Raw genomic sequence first — 19476 nt, 5'->3', positions numbered from 1 at the left:
GGATCCTGCGCCGCAGCGAGTACGTCGCGTGCAGGCCGAGGAGGTTTCACCCCGCATCCTTGGCGATGCCACAAGCTGTGCCGGGGCCGTTGCTGACTACTTGTGCGGGTATTCAGACCGACATCGGCAGAAGCGTGCACGACTTTCAGCGTGCTGCTGGGCTGCCGAATGTGATGCTGCGTCGCTTGCGGGCGTCGAGCGGCCATGACGTTGAGAACGGCTGCGCTGCATTGCGAGCGGCCACTAAAGTCGGAGGGTAGACGACGCATGGCGAACTCGACCTGCGGCTGGTCCCCTCATCGCACAATGACGCCTGAGTAACATATGCGTGCGCATGCTCGGCATGTCAGCCAACCGCTGGCGGTGCGGGCATGATGACCCGCAAGGCAACCTTGGAATCCTTCGGAGGTGCATATGTCTTTTCGGCAATTTCCCGCGATCGGCGCAGATGGCGAGCCATACGTCGTCATCGAATTCCGCGACGAGCAGTCAACTGGCCCGGGCACGCATCCTGCGCCGCGTTATGAACTCCCGGATGGCCGTCACCTGCAACGACAGGGCCAGCGCTTCGTCACCGAAGGCGGCGATCTGCGACTTTCCACGCCCTGAGCCGCACCTGGTCATTTTTTGACCACCCAGACACGAGCCCTTGCCGTGCAAGGGCTGCGCCCGGTTATCCACATGCTTGTGCAACTTTCATCCACACCCCGTGTGGATGAAATTCTGATCCCGTTACGACGCTGGGCTTCGAGTGCGCCACGCTGGCGGCTCACATCACAAAGCGCGGCGGTGCGCCATTGCTGCTCTGCAGAGCAACACGCAGACCACGCCGTTTTGTTGGCGCAGCTTGCAGGTCAACCGGTGCATCAGCCTACGACGCGATCCGACCGCTCCAGCACCCGCCCGATCCCGCTGAGGTCGATCTCGCTTGCCGCACGCGCCAATGCTGCACGATCACTATAGGGTTCGAACCCGATCCGGAAATGCAGCTCGCCTACCGGTGTGCGCGAGGAATGGATCGAGGACAGATTTACCCCGTGCCGTTCGAAGACATGCAGCAGCGCGCGTAGCGAACCGGGCTGATCTTCGGGCAGATACACGCTCAAAGTCAGCGGTTCGGTGAGATCGGCCAGCAAATAGCCAACGCGCTCGTAGGTGTAGTTGCCCGCGGCCAATGCGGTGTGTTGCAGGGCCTGCACGTTAGCGTCCAGGAACTGACTGCGGAACTGCGCGCGCGCCGCGTCGTCGCCTTGCGCCACCAGCGCGCGTAATTGCTGCAGCTGCGACAGCAGGCGGTCGAGCATTTCGCCGACGTACGGGTTACCGAACTGGATGTCTTCATAGATCGATGGATTGAGCGAGAGGATGCGCGCGATCACTGCCGTGTCGAGTTCGAACGACGCGGAGCGATACGGCATCAATGCCTGCAATTCGCCTAATAGCGGTGCGTAGTCGCGCAAGGTGCCGGCCTGAGCCAGATGGGTGGCGTGCACCAGCGCCTGCACCAAGGCCATCACCCGGTCGTGGTGCTCGGGCGTGGCGTAAACGCACTCTGCCTGGAGTGCCGCGTACAAGGTCTGCACCCACGCCGACCAATGCTGCAGGCGCGCTTCGCAGACCACCATCACCCGCCCCTTCAAGGTTGGCGATTTCGGCGGCGCGGTCATCGGATGCAGGCCGACCACGTCTGCCTGCGACGCCAGCATCGCAGCGACCGGCACCTGCTTGATCGAGGTGACATCCATCCACAGCTGCGATGCAGCGCGTGCGCCGGCCAGTTCCACATAGCGTTGGATCAACGCGGCGGTGTGGCGAATCGGTGCAGAAAAAATCAGCACATCCGCACGTTGCGCCAGGGTGGCTTCGTCGATGTCGCCGCTCCCTGCAGGATCGAAGCCGATCACCTCCAGCTGCATGCGGGTGCGCAAAAACTGCGCCAGCCAGCGCCCGTAGGCGCCGGCAATGCCGACGATACCGACGACCGGCTGCGCACTCATACCAGGCGCTCAGCAGCAAAGCGCGGCAGTGCCGCAAGCGCGGCCGGAGCGGCGGCGAGCACATCGAACTCTTCGTAACCTGCCGCCAGCGTGGCCTCCAGCGCGCTGTGCACACCGGTGAGCGCGTGTCCCACCGCCTGCTCAAACGGCACATCGCGCAGCAGAAAGCCGATCAACAGCGCCATCAACACATCGCCGGTGCCGGCCACGTCGACCGGCAGATGCGGGCTGGCCCAGCGATACACCGCATCAGTGCTGACCGCCAAGGTCACCAATTCGCCTGCTGCACCGGCCACGCTGTGCGCAAGCACCCATTGCGGGCCGCGTGCGAGCAGGACGCGTGCCGCAGCGATGGCGTCGTCCTGCTCCAGGCTGGGCATACCGGTCAAGCGTCCCAGCTCGAACGCATTGGGCGTGACCAGCCAGGCATGCGGTAGCAAGCGTTCGGCGAACACCCGCTCCAGGCCCGGCTCGACGTAGGGGCCGGTGTGCGTGTCGCCGATCACCGGATCCAGGCAATAGCGCAGCTGCGGCGCCTGCGCCAGTGTCTGCTCCAGCCAATCGGCGAATGCTTCGCCGTTGGCCAGGCTGCCGAAATAGCCGGAGACCAGCATGCGCGCCCGCTGCGGCAGGCCGCGTTCGGAGGCGCCGAGCAACAGATCGGCCAGCCAGTCGGCCGGCAAGATACGGCCGCGCAAGGTTGCATAGAACGGCGCGTTACTGAGCAAGGTGGTCGGCACTTCGGCCACACGTAATCCGAGCGCGCGCAGCGGCGGCACGGCAGCGCTGTTGCCGGCATGGCCGTAGACCAGCTGCGACTGCACCGAGATCACATCGATCGGCGAAGGACCATCCGGGCGCTGGCGGCGACCGTGGACGAGATGACTGTCGGTTGCATCGCTCATGGGAGGCGCCGTCGTGAGAGGAGAGCCCCATTATCTGCCGCAATGCGTTAGCGCGTGGCGTGTTTGGAGCCGCGCGATGTTCAGTGCGACGCGCGTTGACTGGCTGCGATCTGGATGGCGCTGACATTCACGCCGTTTGGTGACGCAGACGTCGGAGCCGAACGCTTCAGTGCTGCACAGTCTCTGCATGTTTTGCAGACGTTGCGATCTGACGAGGCGCGACAGCGCTGAGTGAGCGGGTATCGGCTCAGCGTCGGGATGGTGTCAGTGGCTCAGATGCAGTTTGCGGCATCGCGCAGCGATTCGATCAAGAATGCTGGCCACTGCGCGCGTGAGGTGAGTGAAGCGCCGGCCTGCATGGAGGGCGACACGACGTGTTGTCAGGTGGGTATCTCTGCTGATGCACGACTGCACCGGAGCAAGAGGCCAAGTTGCCGATTGCAGGTGGGCGTTGGCGATCGGTACGCCGAACCCTCATCCGCCCTTCGGGCACCTTCTCCCGAGGGAAGAAGGATGTTGTTCTTCTGGCACTTTCTTGCGAGGGAGAGTCTGGCACTTTCCTGCGAGCAAGCTTCTGACAGTTTGTTTCGTTCTGGCAGTTTGTTTCGAACGCTCTTGTGGCAGTTCTTCCGAGCGAGAAGGATGTCGTTTGTGTAGCGCTTCTCGCCACAGGAAAAAGATATCGCTGCAGGAGCGCTTTCGATCGTGCGAAGGAAAGCTGTCTTTTCCTCATTCGCCTCGCTCAACGTCCACGCCTGCTCCATGCAGGCGTAGGCGTAGTTTTGTTCGGCAGCTTCCCCACCGCCCATGACGTCGCTTACGACGTCATGCGATCCCAGAAGCCCTTGACGCCATCGATGAAGGTGGCCGACTTGGGCGAATGCTTGCGCGCATCCTCACCGGTGAAGGTTGCTTCGAACTGCTGCAGCAACTCACGCTGATCGGCCGTGAGGTTGACCGGCGTTTCGACCACGACGCGGCAATACAGATCGCCTTCGCTGCGGCTGCGCACCGAACGCACGCCCTTGCCGCGCAAACGGAACAACTTGCCCGTCTGCGTCTCGGCCGGAATACGGATTTCCGCCTCACCGCCCAGGGTTGCAACGCGCACGGTGTCGCCCAGCGCCGCCTGCGAAATCCGGATCGGCACTTCGCAATGCAGGTCGTCGCCGTCGCGCTGGAAAATCGCATGCTCGCGCACACGCACTTCAACATACAGATCGCCCGGCGGTGTACCGGCAGGGCCGGCCTCGCCTTCGCCTGCCAACCGGATGCGGTCGCCGGTATCCACGCCGGCCGGCACCTTGATCGACAGCACTTTGTCTTCTTCCACGCGACCGGCGCCGTGGCAGGTCTTGCACGGGTTCTGGATCAGCGTGCCGCGGCCATCGCAGTGCGGGCAACTCTGCTGCATGGCAAAGATGCCGCGCTGGATACGTACCTGGCCGCGCCCATGACAGGTGGCGCAGGTCTCGACCTTGCCGTCTTCCGAGCCGCTGCCGTGGCAGGGTTCGCATTCGATCAGGGTCGGAATCTCGATGCGTCGCTCGATGCCGGCGACGGCTTCTTCCAGATCCAGTTCCAGTACGTAACCGACGTCGGCGCCACGTCGCGCAGCGCGCGGACCGGCGGCGCCACCGCCAAAAATATTGCCGAAGATATCGCCAAAGATATCTCCCATGTCCGGGCCGCCCGGCCCGCCACCGCCACCGCCGCCCATGCCGTGCTCGAATGCCGCGTGGCCATGCGCATCGTAGGCGCGGCGCTTGTTGCCGTCCGACAACACTTCATAGGCTTCCTTGCACTCCTTGAACAGCGCCTCGGACGCGGCGTCGCCCGGATTACGATCCGGGTGGTGCTTCATGGCGCAACGGCGATAGGCCTTCTTCAGCTCTTCGTCGCTGGCACCGCGGGCAACGCCCAGCACTTCGTAGTAATCGCGTTTGCTCATAAGCGGGGATTCGTGGTTCGTGATTCGTGATTCGTGATTCGTTTGAAACGCGAAGGCGGACAGCATGCTGCTGGTCCGCCTTGGCGACGCGACGCGTAGAGGATATCGGGCGGAAGAGGCATGCGCTTTAGCGCCTGCCCCTCCCCACGCCCGACTCCCAAATCACGGCTTACTTCTTGTCGTCCTTGACCTCGGTGAACTCGGCGTCCACCACGTCATCGGCAGCCTTGGAGGCCTGCGCATTGCCGCTGGCCGCATCGGCGTTGCCGCCCTGCTCTGCAGCGGCGGCCGCTGCGTACAGCGACTGGCCGGCTTCTTCCAGCGTCTTGCTGCGCGCGTCGATCTGCGCCTTGTCGTCGCCCTTCATGGCGGTCTCAAGATCCGAGAGCGCCGCTTCCACCTTGCCGATCACATCGCCACCGACCTTGCTGCCATGCTCGGTGATCGCGGTGCGGGTAGCGTGGATCAGGCCATCGGCCTGGTTGCGGGTCTGCACCAGTTCCTGGAACTTCTTGTCTTCTTCGCGGTTGGCTTCCGCGTCGGCGACCATGCGCTGGATCTCTTCGTCCGACAAGCCCGAACCGGCCTTGATCTCGACCTTCTGTTCCTTGTTGGTCTTCTTGTCCTTGGCCGACACGTGCAGGATGCCGTTGGCGTCGATGTCGAAAGACACCTCCACCTGCGGCATGCCGCGCGGCGACGGCTCGATGCCGGACAGGTCGAACTTGGCCAGCGACTTGTTGAAGCGGGCCTGCTCGCGCTCACCCTGCAACACGTGCACGGTCACAGCCGACTGGTTGTCTTCGGCGGTGGAGAAGGTCTGCGAGGCCTTGGTCGGGATGGTGGTGTTCTTTTCGATGATCTTGGTGAACACGCCGCCCATGGTTTCGATACCCAGCGACAGCGGGGTCACGTCCAGCAGCAGCACGTCCTTGACGTCGCCAGCCAGCACGCCGCCCTGGATCGCAGCGCCCACGGCCACGGCTTCGTCCGGGTTGACGTCCTTGCGCGGTTCCTTGCCGAAGAAATCGGCCACCGCCTGCTGCACCTTCGGCATGCGGGTCTGACCGCCGACCAGGATCACTTCATTGATGTCGCTGGCGCGCAGGCCGGCGTCGTTCAACGCGGTGCGGCACGGCTCGATCGACTTCTTGACCAGGTCTTCCACCAGCGCTTCGAGCTTGGCACGGGTCAACTTGATATTGAGGTGCTTCGGGCCCGACGCATCGGCGGTGACGTACGGCAGATTCACTTCGGTCTGCTGGCTGGTCGACAGCTCGATCTTGGCGCGCTCTGCGGCATCTTTCAGGCGCTGCAGCGCCAACGGGTCCTTGCGCAGATCGATGCCCTGATCCTTGTTGAACTCGTCCACCAGGTATTCGATGACGCGGTTGTCGAAGTCTTCGCCGCCCAGGAAGGTGTCGCCGTTGGTGGCCAGCACTTCGAACTGCTTTTCGCCATCGACTTCGGCGATTTCGATGATCGACACGTCGAAGGTGCCGCCGCCCAGGTCGTACACCGCAATCTTGCGATCGCCGCCGTTCTTGTCCAGGCCATAGGCCAGGGCCGCAGCGGTCGGCTCGTTGATGATGCGCTTGACGTCCAGACCGGCGATGCGGCCGGCGTCCTTGGTGGCCTGACGCTGGCTGTCGTTGAAGTACGCCGGCACGGTGATCACCGCTTCGGTGACTTTCTCGCCGAGGAAGTCTTCGGCGGTCTTCTTCATCTTTTCCAGCACGCGCGCGGAGATTTCCTGCGGCGCCATGCGCTTGGAATCGCTGGTCTGCACCCAGGCATCGCCGTTGTCGTGCGCCAGGATGCCGTACGGCACGTGCGAGATGTCCTTCTGCACTTCGGCGTCGGTGAACTTGCGGCCGATCAGGCGCTTCACCGCGTAGAAGGTGTTCTTCGGGTTGGTCACCGCCTGGCGCTTGGCCGAGGCACCGACTAGCACTTCGCCGTCCTTGGTGTAGGCGACGATCGAGGGCGTGGTGCGATCGCCCTCGGAATTTTCGATGACGCGGGCCTTGCCGCCGTCCATGATCGCCACGCACGAGTTCGTGGTGCCGAGGTCAATACCAATGATCTTGCCCATGGATACGCTCCTGATGATTCTGTAGCTGTGTCCGGCGACGCCGGGTCTGGCTGAGATGTGGGGGTGGCGCGCAGGTGTTCAAGCCATCTGTGCGCATCTGTGTTCTAACGGCGCGCCCGGCAGTTAAGCCGGGCGCTGCCGATCAGTCGTGCTTGGCCACGACCACCAGGGCCGGGCGCAGCAGGCGATCGTTGAGCAGGTAGCCCTTCTGGAACACCTGCACGATGTGGCCCGGCGCAATGCCTTCGGCCTCGCCCTGGCTGATCGCCTGGTGCTGGTCTGGGTTGAACGGCTGGCCAACCGGGTCCAGCAGGGTCAGGCCGTTGTCGGCAGCGACCTTGAGTAACTGCTTGTAGGTCATGTCCAGGCCATCGCGCAGCGGGCTGGGCTGGGTACCGGCGGCGGTGAGCCCGGCGTCCAGGCTGTCGAACACCGGCAGCAGCTCGCCCAGCAGCTTCTCGTTGGCGAACTTGCGCGCGTTCTCGACGTCGCGCGCGATGCGCTTACGCTGGTTTTCCAGGTCGGCGCGCTCGCGCAGGGCGTCGGCCTTGACCAGCGCGATCTCGCTGCGCAGCGACTCGATCTCGGCCTTGAGCGGATCGGTCTCGGGTGGATTCTGGGACAGGTCTTCGGAGTCGAATTCGGGGTGGTCTTGGTTCATATGCAGTTCCCGGGCAAGCGGAACGCCCGCCCCAACGTCACCCCGTATGTGGGCGCTCGGCCGCGTTTCAAGCAAAACGATGGCTTCGATTGTCGCTGGTTATCGCGTGCCGGGCGGCTCCATGGCCGCGCCCAGCACCTGGGCGGCGGTCTGCACCAGCGGAATCAGGCGGTCATAGGCCATGCGTTTGGGACCGATTACCCCCAGCACGCCCAGCACCTGGCCATTGGCGGCATACGGTGCGGTGACCAGCGAGACGTCTTCCAGCGACACCATGCCGGTCTCCTCGCCGATGAAGATCCGTACGCCCGGTGCCTGGATGGTGCGTTCGAGCAGCTGCAGGATCTCGCGCTTGCTGGCGAAGGCTTCGAACAGCTCGCGCAGCCGGTCCAGGTCCGACAGGTCCTGCACGCCCATCAGCCGGGTCTGCCCGGCCATCACCATATCGTCCGCCTCGGCCGGCACCAGCGCCTCGCTGGCCAGATCCACGCTGTGTGCCAGCAACTGTTCCATTTCGTTCTTGGCCACGCGCAGTTCGCGCAGCAGCGAGGCGCGGATATCCGACAGCGCGCGCCCGGCGAACTGTGCATTGAGGTAATTGGCCACCCGCTCCAGCTCGGCCGGCTCGTAGGCCCGGCGCGGCTCGATCACCCGGTTCTGCACTTCGTTGTCGGCAAACACCAGGATCGCCAGCACCCGCCGCGCATCCAGGGGCACGAAATCGATATGCCGGAACGCGAACTGCTCCCGGCGCGGGGCGCTGACCACCCCCACGAAGTGACTCATCGCCGACAGCATCTGCGAAGCGCTGCCCAGCAGCGACTGGGTGCCATTGCCGCTGGCCAGCTCCGCGCGCAGGCGCCGCACCTCTTCTTCGCCGGGCGGCTGCATCTGCACCAGGCTGTCGACGAACACCCGGTAGCCGTGCGCGGTGGGAATGCGCCCGGCAGAGGTGTGCGGAGAGCTGAGCAGCCCCACGTCCTCCAGATCGGCCAGAATATTGCGAATGGTCGCCGGGCTCACATCCAGCCCGGCATGCTGGGCAAGGGTTTTCGAGCCCACCGGCTCGCCATCGCGGATGTAGCGTGCGATCAAGGTGCGCAGCAACTGGCGGGCGCGGGGGTCGAGCATTGGGGACTGGGACGCGCGCATGGGATCATCCGGTGAGACTGGGCATAGATAATGTCTGGCCCCGGGGATGGCAAGCGTCCGACTCCCCGACCGCACCTTCCTGCCCTAAGCTTCCCCAACGCATTCACACTCGGCCCTCATGCTCAGACACCTCTCGATCAAGGATTTCGCCGTTGTCCGCGCCACCGAACTGGAGTTCGGGCCGGGCATGACCGTGGTGTCGGGCGAAACCGGCGCCGGCAAGTCGCTGATGGTGGACGCGCTGGGCTTCCTGTCCGGCCTGCGCGCCGACAGCGGCGTCGTGCGCCATGGCGCCGACCGCGCCGAGCTGTCGGCGGAGTTCCAGCTGCCGGCCGCGCACCCGGGCCTGACTTGGCTGGCCGACAACGAGCTGGACGACGAGGCCCAATGCCAGCTGCGTCGCATCATTCGCGCAGACGGCGGCTCGCGCGCCTGGATCAACGGCCGCCCGGTGACCTCTTCGCAATTGTCCGAACTGGCGTCACGGCTGGTGGAAATCCACGGCCAGCACGAGCACCAGGCCCTGATGGCCCGCCACAGCCAGCTCGCCCTGCTCGACGCCTACGCCCGCAACAGCGCCCAGCGCGAGCAGGTGCGCCAGGCCAGCCAGCGCTGGCTGGCGCTGCTGGACGAGCGCGATGCGCTGTCTGCGCAGGGCGATGTCTCCGACCGCATCGGCTTTCTCGAGCATCAACTCGGCGAACTGGAACGCGAGGACCTGGACCCGGCCGCGATCGCGGCCCTGGACGTCAATCACCGCCGTCAGGCGCATGCCACCGCACTGATCGGCGCCTGCGACAGCGTAGCCCAGCAGCTCAACGGCGATGACGGCGCGTCGGCACTGGGCTTGTTGCAGGACAGCCGCCACGACCTGGCCCGCGTCGCCGAACACGAGCCGCGCCTGGGCGAGGTGGACGCGCTGCTGGACAGCGCCGTGATCCAGATCGAAGAAGCACTGGCCCTGCTCGACCGCGTGCGCGACGACCTGGACGCCGACCCGGCCCAGTTCGAAGCGATGGAACGCAGTCTCGGCCGCCTGCACGACCTGGCGCGCAAACACCGTGTCGCCCCGGACGAGCTGGCCGCCCACCGCGAGCGCATGAGCCTGGAAGTGGAAAGCCTGCGTGGTGCCGACGAGCGTCTGCAGCAGCTGGACAAGCACATCGAGTCCGCCACCGGCGTCTGGCGCAGCGCGGCAGGCGTGCTCAGCGACAGTCGCAAGACCGCTGCCGAGGCCTTGTCCGCGGCCACCACCACGCTGATCGGCGAATTGGGCATGGGCGGCGGGCAATTCCTGATTCAGCTGCAGCCGCAGGAGACCCAGCGCCCGGATCCCAACGGCGCCGAGCGGGTGGAATTTCTGGTCGCCGCCAATGCCGGCCAGCCGCCGCGCGCGCTGCGCAAGGTGGCCTCGGGCGGTGAGCTGTCGCGGATTTCGTTGGCGATCGAAGTCGCCGCACTCGGCCTGGACAGCGTGCCGACCATGGTCTTCGACGAAGTCGACTCCGGCATTGGCGGCGCGGTGGCCGATATCGTCGGCCAGAAACTGCGTGCCTTGGGCGAAGAGCGCCAGGTGCTGTGCGTCACTCACTTGCCGCAGGTGGCAGCCAAGGGCCACGCGCATTACCGGGTCAGCAAGGCGCCGGTGGACGGCATGACCCAGAGCGCGGTCGAGCTGCTCGGCCCGCAGGCGCGTCAGGAAGAGCTGGCCCGCATGCTCGGGGGTGTGGAAGTGAGCAAGGAAGCACGCGCGGCAGCCCGCAAGCTGTTGCAGAGCGCCTGATAGAATCAGACTGCGGAGCCGGCAGGGGCAACGCGGTCTCGCAGCCTCCGCTGGCGGTTCCGGGCGTTGCAGCAATCAACCGGCGCAGCGTCCGCCCATCCTCGGGCTTGGAGCGGCTGGCAACCTTGACTGCGCCCACCGCCAGGCGGGCGCTGCCGGTGCTTGGTGTTGGTGCTCGGTGCTCGGTGCTCGGTGCTCGGTGCTCGGTGCTCGGTGTGGCATTACCACATGCCCACTCCGGTTCTGAGCGCGCCGCCCACACCCGCCTGATCACTGCTCGCTCCCTTTTGTCACCGGCTCCCAGGCGCGGACTTTGCTCTGCAGGACTGGCAGCGAGTCCGCCCAGGAAAGCGTTCCGCCAACGCGCTTCCCCGCATGTGCCCGAAGGGCGGATGGGAGCACATAGACGCCAGCGAATCATCACGAACTGCACCTCAAAACGCACAAAGCGGCCGAAGCCGCCTTGTCGTTGCCGTACGCGATGACGCGCGCTTAGCGCGGCCGCTTTTTACGCACGTACAACACCAGCGAATGCTCTTCCAGCTCATAGCCGTGCTTGGCGGCAATCTGACGCTGCAGTGCCTCGATCTCTTCGCTTTCGAATTCGATGACGTGGCCGGTGTCCACATCGACCATATGGTCGTGGTGGCCGCCGCGATCCAGCTCGTACACGGCCTGGCCGCCTTCGAAATTGTGCTTGAGCACCAGGCCGGCGGCCTCGAACTGGGTCAGCACGCGATACACCGTTGCCAGCCCGATCTCGTCGCCGTGATCGAGCAGCTGCCGATAAATGTCTTCTGCGCTGAGGTGATGGTGACTGCTCTTCTGCTCGAGCAATTCCAGGATCCGCATGCGCGGATGGGTCACCTTGAGCCCAACTTTGCGCAGGTCGTGGGTTTCCATATGTTCTCCGTTCATTGGCGATTTAGCGCCAGCTGCCATCAAACGGGTCGCGGCGACCGGCGGGAGTGTATCATCGGCGTGATTTCCTCAGCACTTATTCCCCGATGCGCAATCTCCTGCTGGTCGCCGCCGTTGCTCTTTCCACCGCTGGCTGCGGCATCATTTACAAGCAGCCGATCTACCAGGGCAATCTGATCAAACAGAATGCCGTGGAGCAACTGCAGGTCGGCCAGAGCAAGCAGCAGGTCAGCGCGTTGCTGGGCACTCCGTCGATCCCGGACCCGTTCCATGCGCAGCGTTGGGACTACACGTCCACCCAGCGCGTCGATCGCCTGGCGCGTACCGACGTCAAGAATTTCACCGTGTTCTTCGAGAACGATCAGGTGGCGCGCTGGGAAGGCGACTACTTCCCGTCGCAGGACGAGCAGTTGGCTAAATCGGCACCCAAGCAGTTCGGCCGCAACCTGGCGCGCGACAAGAAGAAGCAGCGCGGCCGTTGATGCGTTCGGTCAGCGATCACGTGATCGTCTGACCACCCGCAACGCCTGAAAGCCGGCCATCGATGCCGGCTTTTTGCTTTTCACCTTATCCGCTCGGATTGTCCGCTTGGACCATCGCACTCGGCCTGCCAACTGCAGCGCGCTTGCCTGCGCTGGCAAAGTGCATGCTTGGCGCAGTGCGCAGATGGCAGCGCTCGATACTGTATGGCCTCAGGCGGGCGCCACATCCGTCTGGCGACGCGCAGAGCGAAATTCGCTCGAAGCCCGTTTCTGTGCGCTCACTTCTGTATCGAAGCCGATTGCAGCCAGCACAACACGACGTCGAACACCGCAACGCAGCTACTGCGATGGCGCCCTTGCCGGAAGAGTTCGCTCAATGGCAGCTGCCCGGCTGATGCGGCCAGATCCGGTCATTAGCTAGCGGGATTGGCCTTCGCAGCAGACGCTGCCCGGCGGCGACGCGCTTCTTTCGGGTCCAGCAGCAGCGGCCTGAGCAGCTCGACCCGGTCGCCCGCGCGCAACACCTGATCCGGGCGCGCCACGACACCGTGGATGGCGATCGCTGCGGATGCGTTCTGTTGCATGAGGCCAGATGCCGACGCTGCCTCGGCGACCGTTGCGCCCTCCGGCAGATCCAGCAATACCGCGCTGTAGCGATCCGGCCAGGCCAGGACGACTTCAACCTGCACGGTCACACGTCGCCGCGATCGGCGACCCGCACGAAATCGTTGACCATGCGATCGGCCAGACCCTGAAATCCCAGCGCCAGTGCCGGCCCCAGCAAGCGCGAGCTGGTTTCCACTTCCAGGGTCAGACTCACCTTGCACGCGTTGTCGCCCAGCGATTGAAACTCCCACAGGCCTTCCAGGCGCTTGAACGGCCCATCGCGCAGATGCATCACGATGCGTTCGGGCCGCTCGAGCATGTTCTCGGTGGTGAACCAGGTGCGGAACGAGCCCAGCCCCAGATCCAGGCGCGCCACGATATGCGCATCGTCCTGCTCCAGCACATGGGCAGCGTCGCACCAGCCGAAGCGGCGCGGATAGGCGGCGACATCATTGACCAGATCGAACATGCGGGAGGGGCTGTGTTCGACCAGTGCGCTGCGACGGATGGTAGGCATTCGCTAACTTGTGAAAGACGGAAGATCGTTTGACGACGCCGAATCGGCGACAATGGCGTTATGAGCAAGCAACCATCCAAGGATAAAGCAAACGGCGCGAAGGCCACGAAAACCATCGCGCTGAACAAGCGTGCGCGCCACGAATACCACCTGGAGGAGCGCTACGAAGCCGGTCTGGCGCTGCAGGGCTGGGAGATCAAGGCGATCCGCGCCGGCCGCGCCAACATCGTCGACGGTTACGCGTATGTGCGCTCCGGCGAGATTTACCTGATCGGCGCGCAAATCACCCCGCTGATCCAGGCCTCCACCCACACCGTGCCGGTGGAACGTCGCGACCGCAAACTACTGCTGCACCGGAGCGAAATCGACAAGGTACTCACCCGCGTGGAGCGCGAAGGCTACACCCTGGTGCCGACCGCTCTGTACTGGAGCAGCAACAAGGTCAAGCTGGAAATCGCGCTCGCCAAGGGCAAGCAGAATCACGACAAGCGCGACGCCGCCAAGGACCGCGACTGGCAGCGCGACAAGCAGCGCGTGATGCGGCGGCATAACCGAGATGCGTGAGTAGCCGGGAGTGGGGATTTGGCATTGGGGATTGGTAACGGCAAAGCCGGTCGCAGCCGGTGCTTGCATGGTTCCTGGCCCTAGCGATCAACGCTGCGCGTACAGCCCATGCGTTTGCGAATCCCGAATCCCTAATTCCCAATCCCAAATCACGTCGCGCCAAGCATCCGCATCAAATTCGGCACTCCCCTGCCCTGCACGTAGCGATCGCGTTCCAGATCGGTGCAGGTGTCGAGCATCAATTGCTTGACCCGGTCCGGAAAGCCGATGAACTCGCGGCGTGCCGACAGAAAGCCGGCCAGCACGCCGGAGACATGCGGCGCGGCCATGCTGGTGCCGCTCATTTCTACCATCAGGCTGGCCGGATCTTTGGGGTCGAAGTCGTAATACGCCGAGACGATTTTTTCGCCCGGCGCCACCACGTCGGGCTTGCCGCGGCCGTCGGCGGTGGGCCCGCGCGAAGAAAAATACGACACGCCGTAATTGTGCGGGCTGCTCTTGTGCACCGAGCCGACCACGATGGCCTCTTCCAGATTGCCCGGGTCGCTGATCGACAGATCCATGTTGGCCGGATAGGCATCGCCATCCTTGCCCATCAACCAGGCCAGCCCTTCGTTGCCGGCAGCCACCACCACCAGCACACCCTGCCGCCATAGACGCCGCAACTCGTTGCAGAGCGGCGTAAAACCGCAGCCATAGCTTTCCGGGTCGAAATAGCCGCCCAGGCTCAGATTCACCCCATGAATGACCAGCTCGCCTGCGCGCTCGTTGATGGCAGCCACCTGCTGTACGGCCTTGATCATCCACGAATCGCGCCCATCGCCGGCGTCGTCCAGCACCTTGAAGCCATACAGCTGCGCGTCCGGCGCCATGCCGGCAAATTCCAGCGGCGGACCCGGCTTGCCCTGCGCATCCGGCAGCGTCGCCTGGCAGTGGCCGGCAATGATCCCGGCGATGTGGGTGCCGTGGCCGTGCCGATCGAGCCGGGCAAACGCATCGCCGTCGGCGCGCGTCAATCGCTTGGGCGCACCGCGCCGGGTGCAATCCCATTGCGCCACCACATTGTCGCGCTGGCCTTTGACGAAAAAATGCGGATGGCTGGCGGCAATACCGGTATCCAGTACCGCCCAGCCAATCTGCTGCCCGCGCGCACGATAGGCATTGCGTGCTGCATCGGCATGCAGCACGTTGCCGGAGATGTGAATCAGCGCGCGCTTGCCGGCATCGCGCCACACCCGGCGAAACCCCAGCGCGCGGTAGCGATTCTGCAGCGATTCGATTTCGAAGCGGGTCAGGCGCGCGGACACGAAGCGCTGCAACCCGTCTTCCAACTCGATCGCCTCATCCAATGCGTCGCCCTCCAGGCCGGTGCTGCGCGCAGCGACTTCGCGCAGATGGCGCACCAGTAACGCCCGCACACCGGCCGGATCGTTGCCGGCGAGCCGCCGGTCCAGTTCGATCAGGACTTCATGCCGATGCTCTGGGCCGTGCGCTTCGAGCTGCTCGCTGAGGTCCTTGATCAACACCGCATTGGACACCGGCTGATCGAAGCCCATACCCACCGCCTGACGCACCGCTGCGCGTACCTGCGGGATCGACAGATAGCCCGAGCCCGAATGCGGGTTGTGCTGCCAGTCGGGATTGATCCGCGCGCCAGCAATGTTTTCGAAACGCCCCTTCGCGTTGGCGATGTCGTCGGTGAGATCCGGGTCCAGCGCGATCGGGTCGCGCGTCTCGGCGACGTTGATCCACTGCTGCACGCACGCCGGGAATGGCAGCTTGCGGGTGCCGGTCCAGCGTTTGAACATGCTGCGCACCTGCGGTAACCCGAGCGGCGACCCCATGCTCAGGAACAGCGTCACCTCGCAGTCGGCCGCCTCAAGCTGCCGCAGCACGTCGTAGGCAATCATCGAGCCCTGACTATGCGCGACCACCACGAACGGCCCGCCGCCTGCACGCAGCCGCTGGGTCAGGCTGTCGCGCATCGATGCCGCGCGCTCGGGCACGAAGAACAGGTCGTGCACGTCCTGCAGCAACGCCGCAGAAATCAGCCGCAGCAGCACGCGGTTGATCGCATCGATCGGGCCCTTTGCCTGCACGCTGCCGGGTGCGCTCGCAGTCTCCAGTTCGTCGAGCAAACGATGCAGGTCGGCCCGCTCCTGATCACTCTGTGCCAACGCATCGGCGAGCACGTGCAGATCCTGCCCGCCCGGCACCAGGCCGAGCGTACTCAATGCACGCTGCACGCTCTGGTTGAGCGCCGGCCCCACATCGCGTCCATCGCAGTTGCCGGGCTCTGCCACCGGATAGCGCTCGCGATTGACCCAGTACGCCAGCCGGGTGCGCTCGCCCATCGGACGCCCGAACAACGCCTTGTCCCACTGACAACGCAACACTTCGGCGGGCGGCTTGTTGCCGATGCCGTGGATGTAGATCACGGTGCGCGCCTTTCCCTGCACGCGAGCTGCCGCGGCGGCTTGTGCGCCTGACTTAGGCGCGCGCTTCTGTTGCTGCCGTGCCGGCTGTTTGGCAGTTGCAGTGGCCGGGCGCGGTACTGCGCGTGTCGAACGTGGACGTGGGGGCTTACCTGTCGCCATCGCTTCGCTCCTTCGTTTACAGACTGTTCGGTCCGGTAGGACTGAAGCCACTGTAAGCGCTGTCCATCTCACCACTTGTGACAGGGCGCGCCGATCCCTACACTGACCACGTCAGCGTTTGATGCTTTCCCCGGGGGTGCACTGGTTTCGACGGGGGTCGCGAAGTCGCTTGGCGCATGCCGAGGGGGCAGCTTTCCTCGTTAATCCAGCAGCAAACTTTTAGTTGCCAACGACGACAACTACGGTTCGGACTTCGCTATCGCCGCTTAATTGGCTTTAGTTGTAGTTCTACAGCCGCCTAAGGCGAACCCCCGAAACTACTTGTGCCCGTGCTCGTAGATGTAGGGTCATTATCACGGAACCGCCGGTGGTGGCTGCCTGTCAGCTACCGGCTAAATCAAGCAGGCTGGTTTCCAGGTGCGCTTTGCCCGCCGTGCTGCCTGGGAATGAGATCTAACGGAGGGATAAGCATGTAGTGCCGGGGATGGAGTGCTTCCGGACGGCGGTTCGATTCCGCCCACCTCCACCACACAGCGGTCCTAAGAAGACCGACTAAGGCCGGGAATCCTCGAAAGAGGTTCCCGGCCTTTTTCATGGGCGATGCGGCAGCGACGCCGCTAGCGCCAGCGCTCGCCACTGCCCGCCGCGTCAATTAGTGACGCGGGCTGTCGGTTCGGATGTGGTGGCGATCGCCCCTGCGAGAGGGCGATCACACGCGTGGGCTAACGCAACGTCGCCGCGGAGTTGGTCGAACAGTGCGAGCAGCTCGGTCGCTTCCTGCTGCAGCAGGACCAGTGCGCTCTTGTTGGGCTCATCCATTGCATCTACTCCGACGGCGCTCGCCAGCGCTCCTGATGTACTGGAAGCAAACCGCATGCCAGCGTGACGGTGCTGATTGCTGCTCCGGCACTGGCTGAACCAACTAGCGCGAATCAGTGCCTGCAGTGCGTGGCGCTTTCAAGCTCGGCTATGGCAGTGGCCAGATTGACGCCCTCCTCCTGGCTACACGTCGGCTCTGCACCGCTGGCGAACAAGGCGTTCAGCTCAGGCGGAGTCGAGTTGCCGTTGCGCTTCGGCATGCATGGCCTCCATGGCATGGGACACCCTGCCGGCACTTCGCTCAGCCAACACGGCGCTGCGTTGATCGGGAACGTAGGCGCGAGCGCGGCGCCTGCGAGCTTGCGCTTCTCTGCCCGTGCCGCTGTTCCGATGTACCCAACCGCGCCCCAAGACTCGCCGATGCCACGGCTTGGGGCGGCGCGACAGATCAGCCGACCGTTTCGAAGAAAAATACCCAAGGCGCGCTCGGTTCTGCAGTGCGGTATGAACGTAATGGCGCCAGGGCATGGCACCGAGTCCTGCCTGCCCGCCTGCCCGCCTGCCAGATGGCTGATTGGCTGACTGATCGGCTGACTAACTGATTGAGGCACGGGGCTTGCATCGGCCTCAACCAGACAATCGGTGTTGGGGAACACGGTGTTGACCAAGAAAGCAAAACGCCATGCCGCTGGGGCTTTATTGCTCGGGGGCGCCATCTTCGTCCTGATCGGTATCGGCGGCTACTTCACCACGCAGCGCTCGCTGGCCGATGCGGGCTGGGTGACGCATACGCAGGAAGTCCTTGCGGGCATCGACGAAATCCAGGCTGGGCTGCTGTCGGCGGAGTCGTCGGTGCGTGGCTACGTACTGACCGACAACGAGGCGTTCTTGGGCGTGTATGCCGATGCGATCGGGCGCCTGCCCGAGCGCATCGTACGGCTGGAGGCGCTGGTGCAGGACAACCCGGTACAGGGACGCAATGTACGTGTGCTCAGCCGATTGGTGGACACGCGACTGGTGCAGATCAACGATCTGCTGCATAGCTATCGCACCCATGGCCTGGATGGCGCGCGCGGGTCGATTGCGCGCGGCGTGTTCCAGACCTCCTCGGCGTTGCGGCGCCAGGTGCAAACCATGACCGAGCTGGAACGTCAGCAGCTGGTGAAGCGGACGCAGACCAATGCACTCAGTGCGCAGTGGGTGCTGCGGATGACCGTGACCGGCATCGTCAGCGGGCTGCTGGTGATGCTGCTGGCTTACCGTTTGTTGGCGCGCGAGCTGCAACGCCGCGTGCGTGCCGAGGACGAGGCCAGCCATACCAGCGAGCAGTTGGTCGAGTCGTTTGCGACGCTGGAGCGCACCTCTGCGGGACTGGAAGCCTTGTCACGCTACTCGGGATTGCTGCAAAACTGCCGCGATGCCGAAGAAGCGCTGGAAATTACCGCACGCACGATTGCGCCGCTGATTCCCGGCGCGGCCGGTGCGGTGTATTTGCTGCGCGCATCGCGCGATCGCGCCGAGCAGGTAGTGGCCTGGGGCGCGATGGCCGACGACGACAGCGCAAGCATCGCGCCGGAGACATGCTGGGCGCTGCGCCGCGATCGCACGCACGTGGTGGAAGATGCCAGCCAGGGCATGCTGTGTCGCCATACCGGCGCCAATCTTCCGACGCACGCCAGCACGGTGTGCATTCCATTGTCGGCACAAGGCACGCAGCTGGGCATGCTGGCGCTGCGCAGCGACCTACCGGGCGGTCTGAGTTCACTGACCGTGGCCGAAGCGGCGGCGGAACAACTCTCGCTGGTACTGCATAGCCTGCGTCTGCGCGAAACACTGCGTCAGCAATCGATCCGTGACCCGCTCACCGGCCTGTACAACCGCCGCTATCTGGAAGAAGCGCTCAATCACGAACTGGCGCGCTGCACGCGCCGGGTGCAGCCGTTGTCGGTGCTGATGCTGGACGTCGACCACTTCAAGCGGTTCAACGATCTGCATGGGCACAGCGGCGGCGACCGGGTGCTGGCGGCAATCGGCGAACTGCTGCTGGCGCAGACCCGTGGCGAAGATATCTGCTGCCGCTACGGTGGCGAAGAATTGACGATCATCCTGCCCGAGGTGGATCTGGCCACTGCGCGCAGGATGGCGGAAAAGTTGCGCGCCGGGATCGAGGGGTTGCAGGTGATGGCCGATGGCGTGTCGCTGCCGAAGATCACCGCATCGTTTGGCGCGGCGAGCTTTCCCGAACACGCCGGCAATGCGGCGCAACTGCTGCGGCGCGCCGACGAAGCGCTGTACCGTGCCAAGCAAGCCGGGCGCAATCAGGTCATCAGCGCGCCGGAAGCGGCCAGCACAGAGTTGGCGCAGGAGTCCTGACAGCCGACAGGCCGATCCCAGCGATCCCAGCGGTCCCAGCGATCGCAGCGATC

At 64.5% G+C, this 19476-nt stretch carries 16 protein-coding genes and 2 other RNA genes; 7 read left to right on the top strand and 11 right to left on the bottom strand.

What is annotated here, in order from left to right:
* The first annotated feature begins 414 nt into the window (after window positions 1-414).
* A complete protein-coding gene (locus tag RQH86_RS01125) occupies window positions 415-609 on the top strand; it encodes a hypothetical protein (protein WP_055844888.1) in 195 nt (64 codons plus the stop codon).
* A gap of 257 nt (window positions 610-866) precedes the next feature.
* Here RQH86_RS01125 and RQH86_RS01120 read toward each other — a convergent pair whose 3' ends face one another.
* The 6 genes from RQH86_RS01120 to hrcA form a co-directional block, all read right to left on the bottom strand.
* Window positions 867-1997 (bottom strand): prephenate dehydrogenase, encoded by a 1131-nt coding sequence (locus RQH86_RS01120; protein ID WP_311240076.1) that lies wholly within the window; start codon window positions 1995-1997, stop codon window positions 867-869.
* Window positions 1994-2902: a pyridoxal kinase gene (pdxY, locus tag RQH86_RS01115; protein ID WP_311240077.1), complete on the bottom strand. Its 909-nt coding sequence runs from the start codon at window positions 2900-2902 to the stop codon at window positions 1994-1996. The genes RQH86_RS01120 and pdxY overlap by 4 nt, the downstream gene beginning before the upstream one ends.
* A gap of 817 nt (window positions 2903-3719) precedes the next feature.
* Entirely contained in the window at window positions 3720-4853 is a 1134-nt protein-coding gene (gene dnaJ, locus RQH86_RS01110; RefSeq protein ID WP_055844906.1) for a molecular chaperone DnaJ, read from the bottom strand.
* Between the two features lie 169 nt (window positions 4854-5022).
* Window positions 5023-6948, bottom strand: coding sequence for a molecular chaperone DnaK (dnaK, locus tag RQH86_RS01105; protein WP_055844909.1), 1926 nt, complete (start codon window positions 6946-6948; stop codon window positions 5023-5025).
* 142 nt (window positions 6949-7090) lie between these two features.
* Entirely contained in the window at window positions 7091-7609 is a 519-nt protein-coding gene (grpE, locus tag RQH86_RS01100; protein ID WP_055844911.1) for a nucleotide exchange factor GrpE, read from the bottom strand.
* 99 nt (window positions 7610-7708) lie between these two features.
* Window positions 7709-8740, bottom strand: a complete 1032-nt coding sequence (gene hrcA, locus RQH86_RS01095; RefSeq protein WP_161961808.1) for a heat-inducible transcriptional repressor HrcA — start codon at window positions 8738-8740, stop codon at window positions 7709-7711.
* 139 nt (window positions 8741-8879) lie between these two features.
* Between hrcA and recN the strand changes: the two genes are divergently transcribed.
* The gene (gene recN, locus RQH86_RS01090) at window positions 8880-10544 is read left to right on the top strand and encodes a DNA repair protein RecN (protein ID WP_311240078.1); all 1665 of its coding nucleotides are present in this window, start codon (window positions 8880-8882) and stop codon (window positions 10542-10544) included.
* A gap of 228 nt (window positions 10545-10772) precedes the next feature.
* Window positions 10773-10840: non-coding RNA, sX9 sRNA (locus RQH86_RS01085), on the top strand.
* A gap of 196 nt (window positions 10841-11036) precedes the next feature.
* Here RQH86_RS01085 and fur read toward each other — a convergent pair.
* A complete protein-coding gene (fur, locus tag RQH86_RS01080) occupies window positions 11037-11447 on the bottom strand; it encodes a ferric iron uptake transcriptional regulator (RefSeq protein WP_055844918.1) in 411 nt (136 codons plus the stop codon).
* 104 nt (window positions 11448-11551) lie between these two features.
* Between fur and bamE the strand changes: the two genes are divergently transcribed.
* Window positions 11552-11947, top strand: coding sequence for an outer membrane protein assembly factor BamE (bamE, locus tag RQH86_RS01075; protein ID WP_055844921.1), 396 nt, complete (start codon window positions 11552-11554; stop codon window positions 11945-11947).
* Window positions 11948-12360: 413 nt separating this feature from the next.
* Here bamE and RQH86_RS01070 read toward each other — a convergent pair whose 3' ends face one another.
* Together RQH86_RS01070 and RQH86_RS01065 are read right to left on the bottom strand one after the other, a co-directional pair.
* Window positions 12361-12636, bottom strand: coding sequence for an RnfH family protein (locus RQH86_RS01070; protein WP_311240084.1), 276 nt, complete (start codon window positions 12634-12636; stop codon window positions 12361-12363).
* Window positions 12637-12638: 2 nt separating this feature from the next.
* Entirely contained in the window at window positions 12639-13070 is a 432-nt protein-coding gene (locus RQH86_RS01065; protein ID WP_311240079.1) for a type II toxin-antitoxin system RatA family toxin, read from the bottom strand.
* Between the two features lie 60 nt (window positions 13071-13130).
* On the opposite strand from RQH86_RS01065, the gene smpB reads away from it, so the two are divergent.
* Complete coding sequence (smpB, locus tag RQH86_RS01060) at window positions 13131-13634, top strand: SsrA-binding protein SmpB (RefSeq protein ID WP_055844930.1); 504 nt, start codon at window positions 13131-13133, stop codon at window positions 13632-13634.
* A gap of 149 nt (window positions 13635-13783) precedes the next feature.
* On the opposite strand, the gene RQH86_RS01055 is transcribed toward smpB, so the two are convergent.
* Window positions 13784-16231 carry a S8 family serine peptidase gene (locus tag RQH86_RS01055; protein ID WP_311240080.1) on the bottom strand — a complete coding sequence of 816 codons (2448 nt, stop codon included), beginning with the start codon at window positions 16229-16231 and terminating at the stop codon, window positions 13784-13786.
* A 132-nt stretch (window positions 16232-16363) separates the two neighbouring features.
* On the opposite strand from RQH86_RS01055, the gene ssrA reads away from it, so the two are divergent.
* Window positions 16364-16760: a transfer-messenger RNA gene (gene ssrA, locus RQH86_RS01050) on the top strand.
* Window positions 16761-16879: 119 nt separating this feature from the next.
* Here ssrA and RQH86_RS01045 read toward each other — a convergent pair.
* On the bottom strand, window positions 16880-17050 hold the full coding sequence (locus RQH86_RS01045) for a hypothetical protein (RefSeq protein WP_162847462.1): 171 nt from the start codon (window positions 17048-17050) through the stop codon (window positions 16880-16882).
* 657 nt (window positions 17051-17707) lie between these two features.
* On the opposite strand from RQH86_RS01045, the gene RQH86_RS01040 reads away from it, so the two are divergent.
* On the top strand, window positions 17708-19423 hold the full coding sequence (locus RQH86_RS01040; RefSeq protein ID WP_311240081.1) for a diguanylate cyclase: 1716 nt from the start codon (window positions 17708-17710) through the stop codon (window positions 19421-19423).
* Window positions 19424-19476 lie beyond the last annotated feature (53 nt).

Source organism: Xanthomonas sp. WCS2018Noco2-27 (assembly GCF_031843525.1).
Lineage (GTDB): Bacteria > Pseudomonadota > Gammaproteobacteria > Xanthomonadales > Xanthomonadaceae > Xanthomonas.
The sequence above is the reverse complement of the archived record's forward strand: the minus strand, read 5'-3'. Positions and strand labels throughout refer to the sequence as shown.